This window comes from Enterobacter sp. K16B (genome assembly GCF_020216105.1).
GTDB classification, from domain to species: Bacteria; Pseudomonadota; Gammaproteobacteria; order Enterobacterales; family Enterobacteriaceae; genus Enterobacter; species Enterobacter sichuanensis.
Genome location: NZ_JAIWJZ010000012.1, coordinates 1 through 15675, shown reverse-complemented (window position 1 = coordinate 15675; position 15675 = coordinate 1). Strand labels below are relative to the sequence as shown.

14 protein-coding genes are annotated in these 15675 nt (G+C 57.0%); 9 read left to right on the top strand and 5 right to left on the bottom strand.

Translation table 11 applies throughout. The features are described 5' to 3' along the window. Nucleotides 1-8 precede the first annotated feature (8 nt). The 9 genes from nrdF to leuA all read left to right on the top strand — a co-directional run bounded on the left by nrdF (nucleotide 9) and on the right by leuA (nucleotide 11417). Nucleotides 9-968, top strand: coding sequence for a class 1b ribonucleoside-diphosphate reductase subunit beta (nrdF, locus tag LDK53_RS03485; protein WP_225284352.1), 960 nt, complete (start codon nucleotides 9-11; stop codon nucleotides 966-968). Between the two features lie 330 nt (nucleotides 969-1298). Next, nucleotides 1299-2510 carry a glycine betaine/L-proline ABC transporter ATP-binding protein ProV gene (gene proV, locus LDK53_RS03480; protein ID WP_045286363.1) on the top strand — a complete coding sequence of 404 codons (1212 nt, stop codon included), beginning with the start codon at nucleotides 1299-1301 and terminating at the stop codon, nucleotides 2508-2510. Then, nucleotides 2494-3558, top strand: a complete 1065-nt coding sequence (gene proW / locus LDK53_RS03475; protein ID WP_225284350.1) for a glycine betaine/L-proline ABC transporter permease ProW — start codon at nucleotides 2494-2496, stop codon at nucleotides 3556-3558. The genes proV and proW overlap by 17 nt, the downstream gene beginning before the upstream one ends. Nucleotides 3559-3567: 9 nt before the next feature. Continuing rightward, the gene (gene proX / locus LDK53_RS03470; RefSeq protein ID WP_047959310.1) at nucleotides 3568-4563 is read left to right on the top strand and encodes a glycine betaine/L-proline ABC transporter substrate-binding protein ProX; all 996 of its coding nucleotides are present in this window, start codon (nucleotides 3568-3570) and stop codon (nucleotides 4561-4563) included. A gap of 220 nt (nucleotides 4564-4783) precedes the next feature. After that, the gene (locus tag LDK53_RS03465) at nucleotides 4784-5923 is read left to right on the top strand and encodes an MFS transporter (RefSeq protein ID WP_412174821.1); all 1140 of its coding nucleotides are present in this window, start codon (nucleotides 4784-4786) and stop codon (nucleotides 5921-5923) included. 314 nt (nucleotides 5924-6237) lie between these two features. Further along, nucleotides 6238-6768, top strand: a complete 531-nt coding sequence (gene mprA, locus LDK53_RS03460; protein ID WP_047959312.1) for a transcriptional repressor MprA — start codon at nucleotides 6238-6240, stop codon at nucleotides 6766-6768. 126 nt (nucleotides 6769-6894) lie between these two features. Further along, entirely contained in the window at nucleotides 6895-8067 is a 1173-nt protein-coding gene (emrA, locus tag LDK53_RS03455; RefSeq protein ID WP_045286064.1) for a multidrug efflux MFS transporter periplasmic adaptor subunit EmrA, read from the top strand. Nucleotides 8068-8083: 16 nt separating this feature from the next. After that, entirely contained in the window at nucleotides 8084-9631 is a 1548-nt protein-coding gene (emrB, locus tag LDK53_RS03450; RefSeq protein ID WP_025757132.1) for a multidrug efflux MFS transporter permease subunit EmrB, read from the top strand. A gap of 130 nt (nucleotides 9632-9761) precedes the next feature. After that, complete coding sequence (leuA, locus tag LDK53_RS03445) at nucleotides 9762-11417, top strand: 2-isopropylmalate synthase (protein WP_225284347.1); 1656 nt, start codon at nucleotides 9762-9764, stop codon at nucleotides 11415-11417. Here leuA and LDK53_RS03440 read toward each other — a convergent pair. From LDK53_RS03440 to yqaB, 5 genes are all read right to left on the bottom strand, one after another. Next, entirely contained in the window at nucleotides 11404-12168 is a 765-nt protein-coding gene (locus LDK53_RS03440) for an AraC family transcriptional regulator (protein WP_225284337.1), read from the bottom strand. The genes leuA and LDK53_RS03440 overlap by 14 nt on opposite strands. A gap of 54 nt (nucleotides 12169-12222) precedes the next feature. Beyond that, nucleotides 12223-12738, bottom strand: a complete 516-nt coding sequence (luxS, locus tag LDK53_RS03435; protein ID WP_025757129.1) for an S-ribosylhomocysteine lyase — start codon at nucleotides 12736-12738, stop codon at nucleotides 12223-12225. Nucleotides 12739-12891: 153 nt separating this feature from the next. Continuing rightward, nucleotides 12892-14436: a glutamate--cysteine ligase gene (gshA, locus tag LDK53_RS03430; RefSeq protein WP_225284335.1), complete on the bottom strand. Its 1545-nt coding sequence runs from the start codon at nucleotides 14434-14436 to the stop codon at nucleotides 12892-12894. Between the two features lie 83 nt (nucleotides 14437-14519). After that, nucleotides 14520-14948 (bottom strand): YqaA family protein, encoded by a 429-nt coding sequence (locus tag LDK53_RS03425; protein ID WP_025757127.1) that lies wholly within the window; start codon nucleotides 14946-14948, stop codon nucleotides 14520-14522. Then, nucleotides 14945-15511, bottom strand: a complete 567-nt coding sequence (gene yqaB / locus LDK53_RS03420; RefSeq protein WP_225284333.1) for a fructose-1-phosphate/6-phosphogluconate phosphatase — start codon at nucleotides 15509-15511, stop codon at nucleotides 14945-14947. The genes LDK53_RS03425 and yqaB overlap by 4 nt, the downstream gene beginning before the upstream one ends. Nucleotides 15512-15675 lie beyond the last annotated feature (164 nt).

Genomic DNA, 15675 nt, shown 5'->3' with positions numbered 1-15675 from the left:
GAGAAAGGATGAAACTGTCACGCGTGAGCGCCGTTAACTGGAACAAAATCCAGGACGACAAAGATCTGGAAGTGTGGAACCGGCTGACAAGCAACTTCTGGCTGCCGGAAAAAGTCCCGCTCTCCAACGATATTCCGGCCTGGCAAACGCTCAGCCACGCCGAACAGCAGCTGACGATCCGCGTCTTTACCGGTCTGACGCTACTGGACACCATCCAGAATACCGTCGGCGCACCCGCCCTGATGCATGATGCGCTGACGCCTCACGAAGAGGCGGTGATGTCCAACATCAGCTTTATGGAGGCGGTGCACGCCCGCTCCTACAGCTCGATATTCTCCACGCTGTGCCAGACCAAAGATGTGGATGCCGCGTACCGCTGGAGTGAGGAGAGCGAGTCATTGCAGCGCAAGGCCCGCCTGGTGCTGGACTATTATCAGGCTGATGAGCCGCTGAAGAAGAAAATCGCCAGCGTGTTCCTGGAATCTTTCCTCTTCTATTCCGGCTTCTGGCTGCCGATGTACTGGTCGAGCCGCGGCAAGCTGACCAACACCGCCGATTTGATTCGCCTTATCATCCGCGATGAAGCGGTACACGGGTATTACATCGGCTATAAGTATCAGAAAGGACTTGAGAAAGTCAGCGAGGCGAAGCGTGAGGAGCTCAAAGGGTTTGCGCTCGATTTGCTGATGGATCTGTACGACAACGAGCTGAGCTATACCGAGGAACTGTACGCCGGTACCGGCTGGGAGGAGGACGTGAAGGCCTTCCTCTGCTACAACGCCAACAAGGCGCTGATGAACCTGGGGTACGACGCGATGTTCCCGCCGGAGATGGCGGAGGTCAACCCGGCGATTCTGTCCGCGCTGTCGCCCAACGCTGACGAAAACCACGATTTCTTCTCGGGATCTGGCTCATCGTACGTGATGGGTAAAGCGGTGGAAACGGAGGACGAAGACTGGGATTTTTAATGAACGCTAACGTTCGTTAATTTAATATAAACCCAACATTTTCCTCTCGAATATTTACAAAGCGACTACACTGTCATTTCCACGTCATATTCGCCTGAATCGTCATGTTCAGGCGAAATTCCCCGATGCCGCAGCAAAAAATTGCGAAAAATTCAAACCACGCTCAGCCCTTTACTCATGGGAAATTCAGCCGTTTCGCTTGCCTGAAAATTCACGCCATAAGCAAACACAGGGTTGTCTCAGATTCTCAGTATGTTAGGGTTATGCCCGTTAACAATTTACCATGGTAATCATATCGACATAAACAAATAACAGGACACTCTCTATTGCATGGCAATTAAATTAGAAGTGAAAAATCTATATAAGGTATTTGGCGAGCATCCACAGCGCGCATTCAAATATATTGAGAAAGGCCTTTCGAAAGAGCAAATTCTGGAAAAAACCGGGCTATCGCTTGGCGTGAAAAACGCCAGTCTGGCCATTGAAGAAGGCGAGATTTTTGTCATCATGGGATTATCCGGTTCGGGTAAATCCACTATGGTTCGCCTTCTCAATCGCCTGATTGAACCCACCCGCGGTCAGGTGCTGATTGACGGCGTGGATATCGCCAGAATATCCGACGCTGAGCTTCGCGAGGTGCGCAGAAAGAAGATTGCGATGGTGTTCCAGTCATTCGCGCTGATGCCGCACATGACGGTGCTGGATAATACCGCCTTTGGCATGGAATTAGCCGGTACGCCCGCTCAGGAACGTCAGGAAAAAGCCCTTGATGCGCTGCGTCAGGTCGGGCTGGAAAATTATGCCCATGCGTACCCGGATGAACTTTCTGGCGGCATGCGCCAGCGCGTGGGATTAGCCCGCGCATTAGCCATTAATCCGGATATTTTATTAATGGATGAAGCCTTCTCGGCCCTCGACCCATTAATTCGCACCGAGATGCAGGATGAGCTGGTAAAATTACAGGCGAAACATCAGCGCACCATTGTTTTTATTTCTCACGATCTGGATGAAGCCATGCGAATTGGCGACCGTATTGCCATTATGCAAAATGGTGAAGTGGTGCAGGTCGGCACGCCGGATGAAATTCTCAATAATCCGGCCAATGATTATGTGCGCACCTTCTTCCGCGGCGTGGATATTAGCCAGGTCTTTAGCGCCAAAGATATTGCCCGCAGAACGCCCAACGGCATTATCCGTAAAACGCCCGGTTTTGGCCCGCGCTCGGCCCTCAAGCTGCTGCAGGACGAAGACCGTGAATACGGCTATCTGGTTGAACGCGGCAATAAATTTGTTGGCGTTGTCTCCATCGACTCTCTGAAAACCGCCCTTGGCGAAAACCAGGGAATCGATGCGGCGTTAATTGACGCTCCGCTTGCCGTGGACGCCGAAACGCCGCTCAGCGAGTTGCTCTCTCACGTCGGCCAGGCGCCATGCGCCGTGCCGGTCGTGGGTGAGGAACAACAGTACGTCGGCATCATCTCAAAACGCATGTTGCTGCAGGCTTTAGATCGCGAGGGAGCAAACAATGACCGATCAATCTAACCCGTGGGGTACCACTGAAGCCGCGGACAGCGCGGCGCAATCTGCCGACGCGTGGGGTTCCGCGCCAGCTCCTGCCGACGGTGGGGGTGCAGCAGACTGGCTGAACAGCGCGCCCGCGCCTGCGCCAGAACACTTCAACATCATGGATCCGTTCCATAAAACGCTGATCCCGCTGGACAGCTGGGTGACGGAGGGGATCGACTGGGTGGTGACGCACTTCCGCCCGGTGTTCCAGGGGATCCGCATCCCGGTGGATTACATCCTTAACGGCTTTCAGCAGCTGATGCTGGGCATGCCGGCGCCGGTGGCGATTGTGCTGTTTTCCCTGATCGCCTGGCAGTTTGGCAGCGCGGGGATGGGGATCGCCACGCTGATCTCATTGATTGCGATCGGTGCCATCGGGGCCTGGTCGCAGGCGATGATCACCCTGGCGCTGGTGCTGACCGCCCTGCTCTTCTGCATTGTTATCGGCCTGCCGATGGGGATCTGGCTGGCCCGCAGCCCGAGGGCGGCGAAGATCATTCGTCCCCTGTTGGATGCGATGCAGACCACGCCAGCGTTCGTCTATCTGGTACCTATCGTCATGCTGTTCGGCATCGGCAACGTGCCGGGGGTCGTGGTGACCATTATCTTCGCCCTGCCGCCGATTATTCGTCTGACCATTCTGGGCATTAACCAGGTCCCTGCGGATCTGATCGAAGCGTCACGTTCGTTTGGCGCCAGCCCGCGTCAGATGCTGTTTAAGGTTCAGCTCCCGCTGGCAATGCCGACCATCATGGCAGGCGTTAACCAGACGCTGATGCTGGCGCTGTCGATGGTGGTCATTGCCTCGATGATTGCCGTTGGCGGTCTCGGTCAGATGGTGCTGCGCGGCATTGGCCGTCTCGACATGGGACTGGCTACCGTTGGCGGCGTCGGGATTGTGATCCTCGCCATTATTCTTGACCGCCTGACCCAGGCCGTCGGTCGTGATTCACGCAGTCGCGGCAACCGTCGCTGGTACACCACCGGCCCCGTCGGGTTACTCACCCGCCCATTCATTAAATAAGGAACAACGATGCGACAGAGCGTACTTTTTGCCACAGCGTTTGCCACCCTTGTCTCCACCAGCGCATTCGCCGCTGACCTGCCGGGCAAAGGCATTACCGTGCAGCCGGTGCAGAGCACCATTTCGGAAGAGAGCTTCCAGACCCTGCTGGTCAGCCGCGCACTGGAGAAGCTGGGCTACACGGTTAACACGCCGAGCGAAGTAGATTACAACGTCGGCTATACCTCGATTGCCTCCGGTGATGCTACCTTTACCGCCGTAAACTGGCAGCCGCTGCACGACGACATGTATGCCGCCGCCGGTGGCGATAAGAAATTCTACCGCGAAGGCACCTTTGTAACCGGTGCGGCCCAGGGTTATCTGATCGACAAGAAAACCGCCGACCAGTATCACATCACCAATATTGCGCAGCTGAAAGATCCGCAGATCGCGAAGCTGTTCGACACCAACGGCGACGGTAAAGCCGACATGATGGGCTGCTCGCCGGGCTGGGGCTGTGAAGCGGTGATTAACCACCAGAACAAAGCGTTTGATCTGGCGAAAACGGTCGAGGTGAGCCACGGCAACTATTCGGCGATGATGGCCGATACCATCGCCCGCTTCAAAGAGGGCAAACCGGTGATCTACTACACCTGGACGCCATACTGGGTAAGCGACGTGCTGAAGCCGGGTAAAGACGTGGTGTGGCTGCAGGTGCCGTTCTCCTCCCTGCCGGGCGAGCAAAAGGATATCGACACTAAACTGCCGAACGGCATGAACTACGGTTTCCCGGTGAACACCATGCACATCGTCGCCAACAAAGCCTGGGCAGAGAAAAACCCGGCGGCGGCGAAGCTGTTCTCGGTGATGAAGCTGCCGCTGGCGGACATTAACGCCCAGAACGCAATGATGCATGCGGGCAAATCCTCTGAGGCGGATGTGAAAGGTCATGTGGACGGCTGGATCAAAGCCCACCAGCAGCAGTTTGACGGCTGGGTGAAAGAGGCGCTTGCGGCGCAGAAGTAAAAATACACCCCTCCCCCGGCCCTCTCCCCAAAGGGGAAGGGGTTAGGGTGAGGGGATCAATCCGCACCGAACCCAAACCGCACAATCCATCACGTAACAATCCCCCACTATTCACAATCATTAGCTATTATGGTTTCCGGAAAAATAATCACTTCACTAACGATTCCTGAAACTATTGACCAAAACAACTCAAGGGCTTAGCCCCGCACTCATCCTTTTAATGTCCGTGGCAACGGGTCTGGCGGTCGCCAGTAACTACTACGCACAACCTCTTCTCGACACCATCGCCCGCGCGTTCAACCTCTCTGCCAGCTCCGCAGGCTTTATTGTTACGGCCGCGCAGCTCGGCTATGCCGCCGGGCTGCTGTTCCTGGTGCCGCTGGGCGATATGTTTGAACGCCGGATACTGATTGTCTCCATGACCCTGCTGGCCGCCGGCGGGATGCTGATCACCGCCAGCAGCCAGTCGCTGACGATGATGATCGTCGGTACCGCGCTTACGGGGCTGTTCTCCGTGGTGGCACAAATTCTGGTGCCTCTCGCGGCGACCCTCGCCTCCCCGGAAAAACGCGGCAAGGTGGTGGGTACCATTATGAGCGGCCTGCTGCTGGGGATTTTGCTGGCGCGTACCGTTGCAGGACTGCTGGCAAGTCTCGGCGGCTGGCGCACCGTTTACTGGGTGGCGAGCGTCCTGATGGTCGTTATGGCACTGGCGCTGTGGCGCGGGCTGCCGAAGGTGAAGCAGGAGAACCATCTGAACTATCCGCAGCTGCTGGCCTCCGTGTTTAGCCTGTTCACGCAGGATAAACTTCTGCGCACCCGCGCCCTGCTCGGCTGTTTCACCTTCGCTAACTTCAGCATTCTGTGGACGTCGATGGCGTTTCTGCTTGCCGCCCCGCCGTTCAATTATTCCGAAGGGGTGATTGGTCTGTTCGGTCTGGCCGGTGCCGCTGGCGCGCTGGGCGCGCGTCCCGCGGGCGGGCTGGCCGACAAGGGCAAATCTCACCTGACCACCTCCGCAGGGCTGATTTTACTCCTGCTCTCCTGGGCGGCAATCTGGTACGGACACGTCTCGGTACTGGCGCTGATCGTCGGTATTCTGGTGCTCGATCTCACCGTGCAGGGCGTTCATATCACCAATCAGACCGTGATTTACCGCGTGAAGCCAGAGGCGCGTAACCGCCTCACGGCCGGATACATGACCAGCTACTTTATTGGCGGCGCAGCGGGTTCGCTCATTTCCGCCTCGGCGTGGCAGCATGCCGGCTGGTCCGGCGTGTGTGGGATTGGTGCCATCGTTGCCGCACTCAACCTGGTGGTATGGTGGCGCGGCTACCATCGCCAGGAGGCAATTCATTAAGTTTTACATTGCGTTGGGCCTCTTAGGGTGTAAAGAGGCCCCTCAGTCTGTTAATGTAAACGTAATCATTTATCCCAGAAATTTTAATGTGGGTGACATATTTACAATCGGCATGAACAGTTCAGACCCCCGTCCTCACATCCTCTCTTCAGCGGGTTCACACCCTACCCTTTCTGTGCTCACCGGGTCACGGACTTACCCGGCGCTTTCTGATGGTGACATTAATTTGGCGGATATAACCGCACAAATAATTCATTTACATTATTTGTCACCGTCGTTACTATATCGGCTGTAATTAATGAGGTTATGCCCAAATGGATAGTTCGTTTACGCCCATTGAACAAATGCTTAAATTCCGCGCCAGTCGCCATGAGGACTTCCCGTACCAGGAAATCCTGCTGACTCGCCTGTGCATGCACATGCAGGGTAAGCTACTGGAAAACCGTAATAAAATGCTGAAAGCTCAAGGGATTAACGAGACGTTGTTTATGGCGTTGATTACGCTGGAGTCTCAGGAAAACCACAGTATTCAGCCTTCCGAATTGAGCTGCGCGCTGGGCTCCTCCCGTACCAATGCGACCCGTATTGCCGATGAGCTTGAAAAGCGTGGCTGGATTGAACGCCGTGAAAGCGACAACGATCGCCGCTGCCTGCATCTGCAACTGACCGACAAAGGTCACCAGTTCCTGCGTGAGGTGCTGCCACCTCAGCACAATTGCCTGCACAAACTGTGGTCCGCCCTCAGCGCTGCCGAGCGCGACCAGCTTGAGCACATCACTCGCAAGCTGCTCACCCGTCTGGACCAGATGGATGAAGACGGCGCCGTTCTTGAGGCGCTGCGCTAACGCGACGACACGCTCAACCATCCAGATTCATAAGAAAACCGACAGGCCAGCACGTCACACTGCTGGCCTTTCTGACAACAGGTCGGCTCAGCCGATGTGAAAATAAGAAGATCGTGGAGAACAACAATGAGCGCAAATGCGGAGAGCACTACCCCGCAGCAACCGGCCAATAAGAAAGGCAAACGTAAGAGCGCCCTTCTTCTGTTGACCTTGCTCTTTATCATTATTGCCGTGGCATATGGGATCTATTGGTTTTTAGTACTGCGTCATGCTGAGGAAACAGACGACGCTTACGTGGCAGGGAACCAGGTACAAATTATGGCGCAGGTGTCGGGCAGCGTGACGAAAGTCTGGGCTGACAATACCGACTTTGTGCAAAAAGGCGATGTGTTGGTGACCCTCGACCCGACCGACGCCCAGCAGGCATTTGAGAAAGCGAAGACCGCGCTGGCCTCCAGCGTCCGTCAGACCCGCCAGCTGATGATCAACAGCAAACAGCTGCAGGCCAACATCGACGTGCAGAAAACCGCACTCGCCCAGGCGCAGAGCGACCTGAACCGCCGCGTACCGCTCGGCAGCGCCAACCTGATTGGCCGTGAAGAGCTGCAGCACGCGCGTGACGCCGTTGCCAGCGCTCAGGCACAACTGGATGTCGCCATTCAACAGTACAACGCCAACCAGGCGATGGTGCTGGGCACCAGCCTCGAAAACCAGCCAGCTGTACAGCAGGCCGCGACTGAAGTGCGCAACGCATGGCTTGCCCTGCAGCGTACCAAAATCGTCAGCCCGATGACCGGCTATGTCTCCCGCCGTTCCGTCCAGCCAGGGGCGCAGATTAGCCCTACCACCCCGCTGATGGCGGTCGTGCCGGCGGACAATCTGTGGGTTGATGCCAACTTTAAAGAGACGCAGCTCGCCCATATGCGTATCGGCCAGACCGCGACGGTTGTCAGCGACATCTACGGCGATGACGTGAAGTACACCGGGAAAGTGGTTGGCCTGGATATGGGGACCGGCAGCGCCTTCTCCCTGCTGCCCGCGCAGAACGCCACCGGTAACTGGATCAAAGTAGTCCAGCGTCTGCCTGTGCGTATCGAACTGGATGCCAAACAGCTGGCGGATCACCCGCTGCGTATCGGCCTCTCTACGCTGGTGACGGTCGACACCGCCAACCGCGACGGTCAGATCCTGGCAAGCCAGGTGCGTAGCAGCCCGGCGTATGAGAGTAACGCCCGTGAAATTAGCCTCGATCCGGTCAACAAGCTGATCGATGACATCGTGAAGGCAAACGCCGGTTAATCCGAAGGTGAGCGTTATGCAACAGCAAAAGCCGCAAAAACCGCTGGAGGGCGCGCAGCTGGTCATTATGACCATTGCGCTGTCGCTGGCGACATTCATGCAGGTGCTGGACTCCACCATCGCAAACGTGGCCATCCCGACCATCGCCGGTAACCTTGGCTCGTCCCTGAGCCAGGGGACCTGGGTCATCACCTCGTTTGGGGTGGCGAACGCCATCTCCATTCCGATTACCGGCTGGCTGGCGAAGCGCGTCGGGGAAGTGAAGCTGTTCCTCTGGTCCACGGTGGCGTTTGTGCTGGCCTCCTGGGCCTGCGGCATGTCCAGCAGCCTGACGATGCTGATTTTCTTCCGCGTCATTCAGGGGATAGTCGCGGGGCCGCTGATCCCGCTCTCCCAGAGTTTGCTGTTGAGCAACTACCCTCCCGCAAAACGCTCCGTCGCGCTGGCGCTGTGGTCGATGACCGTTATCGTCGCGCCTATCTGCGGACCGATTCTGGGTGGCTACATCAGCGATAACTACCACTGGGGCTGGATCTTCTTTATCAACGTCCCGATTGGTGCCGTCGTGGTGCTGATGACGCTGCAATCCCTGCGCGGCCGTGAAACGCGTACCGAGCAGCGGCGTATCGACAGCATCGGTCTGGCGCTGCTGATCCTCGGCATCGGCAGTCTGCAGATCATGCTCGACCGCGGTAAAGAGCTCGACTGGTTCAACTCGCAGGAAATTATCATCCTGACCATTGTCGCGGTGGTGTCGCTGAGCTTCCTGATTGTCTGGGAGCTGACGGACGAAAACCCGATAGTCGATCTCTCGCTGTTTAAGTCGCGAAACTTCACCATCGGCTGTCTGTGTATCAGCCTCGCCTATATGCTCTACTTCGGCGCGATTGTTCTGCTGCCGCAGCTGTTGCAGGAGGTTTATGGCTATACCGCAACCTGGGCGGGTCTGGCGTCCGCGCCGGTCGGGGTGATCCCGGTCCTGCTGTCGCCGATTATTGGCCGCTTTGCCCACAAGCTCGACATGCGTCGGCTGGTGACCTTCAGCTTCATTATGTATGCGGTGTGCTTCTACTGGCGCGCGTATACCTTCGAGCCGGGAATGGACTTTGGCGCCTCTGCGTGGCCGCAGTTTATTCAGGGCTTCGCGGTTGCGTGCTTCTTTATGCCGCTGACCACCATCACGCTCTCTGGCCTGCCGCCTGAGCGTCTGGCGGCCGCGTCGAGCCTGTCGAACTTCACCCGTACGCTGGCGGGCTCCATCGGGACGTCGATCACCACCACCCTGTGGACAAACCGTGAATCGATGCACCACGCGCAGCTGACCGAAGCGGTGAATCCCTACAACCCAAATGCGCAGCAGATGTATAGCCAGCTTCAGGGAATGGGCATGACGGAGCAGCAGGCGTCCGGCTGGATTGCCCAGCAGATCACCAACCAGGGGCTGATTATCTCGGCTAACGAGATTTTCTGGATTTCGGCAGGGATCTTTATCGTCCTGCTGGGGCTGGTGTGGTTTGCCAGACCGCCGTTTGGTGCCGGTGGCGGGGGTGGCGGCGCGCATTAGTCCTCTGCCGGGTTGCACGGTGGCGGCTACCATCGCCACCGTGTCCAAAACGCGACAGCAATTGTCACCTCCGATAAAGCAGCGCGCCTGAAATCCCTTCACGATAGTGAAAAGACAACAGGAGCGCATCATGCTGAACACACCCGCCGACAAATACCAGCCTTATCCCGCTATCTCCCTTCCCGACCGCCGCTGGCCGGAGCAACGCATTACCCGCGCGCCGCGCTGGCTCTCCACCGACTTACGCGACGGCAACCAGGCCCTGGCCGAGCCGATGGACAGTGCGCGCAAGCTGCAGTTCTGGGATCTGCTGCTGAGCTGCGGGTTTAAAGAGATCGAGGTCGCTTTTCCCTCCGCCTCGCAGACGGATTTCAACTTTGTCCGCCAGCTGATTGAAGAGAACCGTATTCCGGATGACGTTACGATTCAGGTGCTTACTCAGGCGCGGGAAGATCTCATCCATCGTACTTTTGAATCCCTGCGCGGCGCGAAGCAGGCCACCGTCCATCTGTATAACGCCACCGCTCCGCTGTTCCGCCGCCTGGTATTCGGCATGGAGAAAGGGCAAATCGTTGAGCTGGCGACGCGCGCCACGCGTCTCATCCGTAAGCTGTGCGAGGAAAATCCCGACACCCGCTGGCAGTATGAATACTCTCCGGAGACCTTCTGCTTTACCGAGCCGGAATTTGCGCTGGAGATTTGTGAAGCCGTGGCGGAGATCTGGCAGCCGTGCGACGAACGCCCGATGGTGATCAACTTACCCGCGACCGTCGAAGTGAGTACGCCGAACGTCTATGCCGATCAGATCGAGTATTTCTGTCGCCACTTTAGCCGCCGCCGCGATGTCTGCATCAGCGTGCATCCGCATAACGACCGCGGTAGCGGCGTCGCCAGCGCCGAGCTGGCCGTGATGGCGGGCGCTGACCGCGTGGAGGGCTGTCTCTTCGGGAACGGGGAACGTACAGGCAACGTCTGCCTGGTGACGCTGGCGATGAACCTTTACAGCCAGGGTATTAGCCCGAATCTGGACTTTAGCGATATGAACCGGGTGGTGGAAGTGGTGGAAACCTGCAACCAGCTGCCGGTGCATCCGCGCCATCCGTGGGCCGGACGGCTGGCCTATACCGCCTTCTCCGGCTCGCACCAGGACGCCATCAAAAAAGGCTTTGATGCCCGCAGGCCAGGCGACCGCTGGGAGATGCCTTACCTGCCCGTGGACCCGCAGGATATCGGCTGCACCTACGAAGCGGTGATCCGCGTGAACAGCCAGTCAGGGAAAAGCGGCAGCGCGTGGCTTATCGAGCAGAATCATGGTCTGAAATTACCCCGCGCCCTGCAGCAGGATTTCAGCCAGCATGTACAGCAGGAAACCGACCGCCACGGAAAAGAGATGACGCAAAACGCGCTGTGGCAATTGTTCCGCACCCGCTACGGCCTGGTGGCAACGCCGCCGTTAGCGCTGCAATCCTATCGCAGCGATGGCCAGCAGGACGGTCAGCTGCGTTTGACGGCAAGCATCTGTACGCAGGGGGGAACGCGCCAGCTCGAAGGTCAGGGTAATGGCCTGCTGTCCGCCGCCGCTCAGGGGTTAAGCCGCTGGGTCAACGCGCCGTTCGTGATTAAGGATTATCACGAACATTCGTTAGGCGAACGCAGCGACAGCCGTTCGGTGGCGTACATTCGCTGCCTGTTTCAGGACGGCAGCAGCCGCTGGGGCGTGGGAATTGACAGCGACGTCTCGCGCGCCTCGCTTCAGGCACTTTTTAATGCGGTTAGCTGTCTTTGAAGTAGTCGCTGGGTGAAATGCCCATCACCCGGCGGAACATGGCCGTAAAGGCGCTGTGACTGCCGTAACCCAGCTCCAGCGCCACCCGAAGCACCGGCTGGCCCTGCGCAAGCCGTACCAGCGCCTCCAGCAGGCGCGCCCGTCTCAGCCACTCACCGTAGCTTAATCCCGTCTGCTGCTGAAAATGGCGGTTCATTGTGCGCTCGCTCATGCCAAGCAGGCCCGCGGCTTGTGCAGTGCTCCAGCTCTCCCCGGCGGTCTGGCGGATCTGCTGGCAAAGACGTCGTAGCGGTTCACTTTCCGGCTCCGGGAGATGAAACGGCAGTACCGGCATAAGGCGAATTTCATCGAGAATGAGCTCATACACGCGTTCGTCTCGGCTCCCCGGTGCATAAGACTCGGGAAGCGAGAGCGCAGCGAGGATCAGTTCCCGCAGCAGCGGGGAGATCTGCACGATCTGGCAGGTGGCCGGGAGATCGGCCCGCGCCAGCGGATCGATAAACAGCGTGCGCGCCGCCACGTTGCCGGTAATACGCAACGAGTGACGGGTACCCGCCGGTAGCCAGACGCCGCGGCCCGGAGGGACAACCCAGCAGCCGGATGCGGTATCTACCCGTACCACGCCGCTCAGGGTATGCAGCAGTTGGGCGCAGTCATGTTCATGCCACGGCTCGCTGTCACCATGAACGTAATCATGGGCAAACGGCACAAGGGGACGATGGGTAAAGGAGAAGGTTAAGGTTGTGGTCATGGGATTAAACCACCCTCGCCCTACCCTCTCCCGGTGGGAGAGGGAAAAGGTGCACTAGATGTGCAGTTCCTGCAGTTTTTCTTTTGGCAGGGCCAGCTCTTCGTTGCTGTTCACGCGGACATCACGCTCGATGATGTGACGCGCAATCTCCTGCGCTTCTTCCAGAGAGTGCATCTGGTAAGTCCCACACTGGTAAACGTTCAGCTCAGGGATCTGGCTCTGCTCTTTTACCTTCAGCACGTCCTGCATGGCCGCTTTCCAGGCATCTGCCACACGTTTCTCTTCAGGCTGGCCAATCAGGCTCATGTAGAAACCGGTACGGCAGCCCATTGGAGAGATATCGATGATCTCAACGCCGTTGCCGTTCAGGTGGTCACGCATGAAGCCAGCGAACAGGTGTTCCAGCGTATGAATGCCTTTCTCCGGCATCACTTCTTTGTTTGGCACGCAGAAACGCAGATCGAAGACGGTGATCGTGTCGCCGTGCGGGGTGTGCATGGTCTTCGCCACGCGGACTGCAGGTGCTTCCATACGGGTATGGTCGACAGTAAAGCTATCTAATAACGGCATACGTCACCTCCGGTAGTGATTTTTTTTTAAATAAACTGAACTCTTCTACAGAATGCGCGTCTGAGTATATGAAAGACGCGCATTTGTTATCATCATCCCTGAATTCAGAGATGTATATTTTGGCCACAGCGATGTGGCCTTTTTCTTTTCTGCTTAAGCCTGCTTCGCCAGAAACGCCTCAAACGACTCCGTATCCGCCGCTTCAACCTCTTTCTGACGCACCACGGACGCATCGCGTTCCGCAACGAAATCCGCTTCGCTCAGGACTTCTAATGGCTCTTGCACCAGCATCTCACGGTATTCCGCCGCAAGCGAACGCCCGGTACCGCCGATGCCCTGATCAATCATAGAACGCAGAATGCGTGCTGAGAACGTCAGATCCGGGTTATCAAAGCATTCCACCAGCTGGTCGCAAATCTGTTGATACGCGTCGCCGCCCTCCATGCTGTCCATCGTCCGGGCAACACGCTTCAGGTCACGGAACAGATCTTTACCGACTTTCGTCAGCGGGAACTGTGCGGTTTCACAGCCGATACCCAGCGTCAGGCCTGGTTTACGCCCTTCCAGAATCACACGGTTCCAGTTTGTACGGGTACAGAGCAGTTCGTCTGAACTCATTTCCGGCGCATCCGCCAGCACGCACCAGACCATAAACAGGTCCAGGAAGCGAATCTGCTGTTCATCAACGCCAATCGGTGAGAACGGGTTGATATCCAGCGAGCGCACTTCAATGTATTCAATCCCACCGCGCTGCAGCGCATCCGACGGGGTTTCACCGCTGCGCGTCACGCGCTTAGGACGAATTGGCGCATACAGCTCGTTTTCAATCTGCAGGACGTTGCTGTTGATCTGCAGGCGCTTACCGTCTTTTTCGAGGCCGATTTTTTCGTACTCTTCCGACGGGGTTTTGATCGCCCGCTTCAATCCTGCCACATATTCGTGCAATTCGTTAAACGTAATACCGAGATTGCTTTGCGATTTATTGGTATAGCCCAGATCGCTCAGGCGCAGAGAGGTGGCATATGGGAGATAGTACATTCCACACTCGGTCTTCTCGAACGGCAGCGTCGTCGGTTTCCCCTGCAGGAACGACGAGCAGATGGCCGGCGACGCACCGAACAGATAAGGAATAACCCAGCCGAAGCGGTAATAGTTGCGGATCAGGCGGAAATAGCCCGCGGAGATCGCGTCCTTATCTGTTTCACCGCATTTCGCCTGCCAGAAAGCCATTGGCAGCGAGAAATTGTAGTGCACGCCCGAAATTGTCTGCATCAACGCGCCGTAGCGGTTTTTCAGCCCTTCACGGTAGAGCGTTTTCAGCCGGCCGATATTCGATGTGCCGTACTGTGCCAGCTCAATCTCCTGGCCCTGCTCGATATAACACGGCATGCTGAGAGGCCACATACGCTCGTCGCCCAGATTGCGCGCCGTGTAGCGATGGATATCGCGCATGATCGTCAGCATATGATCAATATCGCCTTCTACCGGGGTGATAAACTCCAGCAGTGCTTCAGCGAAATCGGTTGTGATCCATTTATGTGTCAGCGCCGAGCCTAACGCCTTCGGGTGACCCGTCGTCGCTAAACTACCGTCCGCGTTAACGCGCAGCGTTTCACGCTCAAGACCACGCTGAATACCCTTCAATGCCTGAGGGTGGTTTTCCAGCCAGGCCAGCGCCTGAGATACGTCCGGGATCAAATTGACCTCCCGCCTGTCAAAGTAATGTTACTCAGCATAATTGTAATGGTTGACGATTGAAGGTCGCGTATTCATTCCACCAATTAGTGCCACCACGTCATACCCTGCAGCGTTGCCCATGCCACAAGGACATAACGCACCGCTTTGCCAAGGCACAAAAAAAAGAGCACTGGTCCCCAGGAGATGCGCATCCATCCCGCCAGCAGACACAGTAAATCGCCTATTACAGGCATCCAGCTTAATAACAGCGTGGCAGCGCCATAGCGTTTTAGCCAGCCGACTGCCTTTTCCTGCCAGCGCGATGTCTCACGCAGCGGAAAGAAACGCCCAAGAATAACGTTAGTCAGCCCTCCAAGGCTATTACCCATTGTTGCTATTAACACCAGCAGCCAGGGCTGACTCACGCCGGACAACAGCATCGCCACCAGCACCACTTCCGAATTGCCCGGTAACAGCGTGGCGCTTAAGAAACTGCTGGCGAATAATGAGGCAAGTGACAGTGCGTCACTCACAGTAAGCGCACATCCACCGCAGCCATGCCGGCATCAAGCGCGGCCTGAATACCGAAATCGGCATCTTCAAACACGACGCATTTTGCCGCCGGGACGCCCATTAATTCTGCGCAAAGCAGGAAGGTGTCCGGTGCGGGCTTGTGGTGTTTAACATGATCGGCGGCGACCACGGCAGAAAAATAGTGGCGCAGGCCAAGATGATTGAGTAAGGCTTCTGCAATCGCGCTTTCGCTGCCCGTGCCGACCGACATTGGGCGACGTCCGTGCCACGCTTTTACCACGTCAACCAGCGGCAGCGGGCGGACAGTATCTAAAAGCATGGCTTTTACCGCATCGGTTTTTTCGCGCGCGAGCAGGTGCGGGTCGAGATCGGCCTGATTCAGTTCAATCACGGCCTGCGCAATACGCCAGGTGGGCGATCCGTTAAGGGCAATCATCGCCTGAAGATCGAAACGCATGCCGTAGCGGCCCAGGACGTCAGTCCAGGCTTGACGATGCGTAGGTTCGGTATCCAGGAGAGTGCCATCCATATCGAAGATCAAACCGTCATACTGTGCGTACATCGTGCTCTCGCTAAACGATTAACAAAGCATTACTTTATCGTAAAAGGTGTTTTTTGTCGCTGACTGAGAGTGTGATTGCTGACGGAACGTCGAAGGAATAAACAAAGAAGGAGAAGATGGTGCATCCGGGAGGATTCGAACCTCCGACCGCTCGGTTCGTAGCC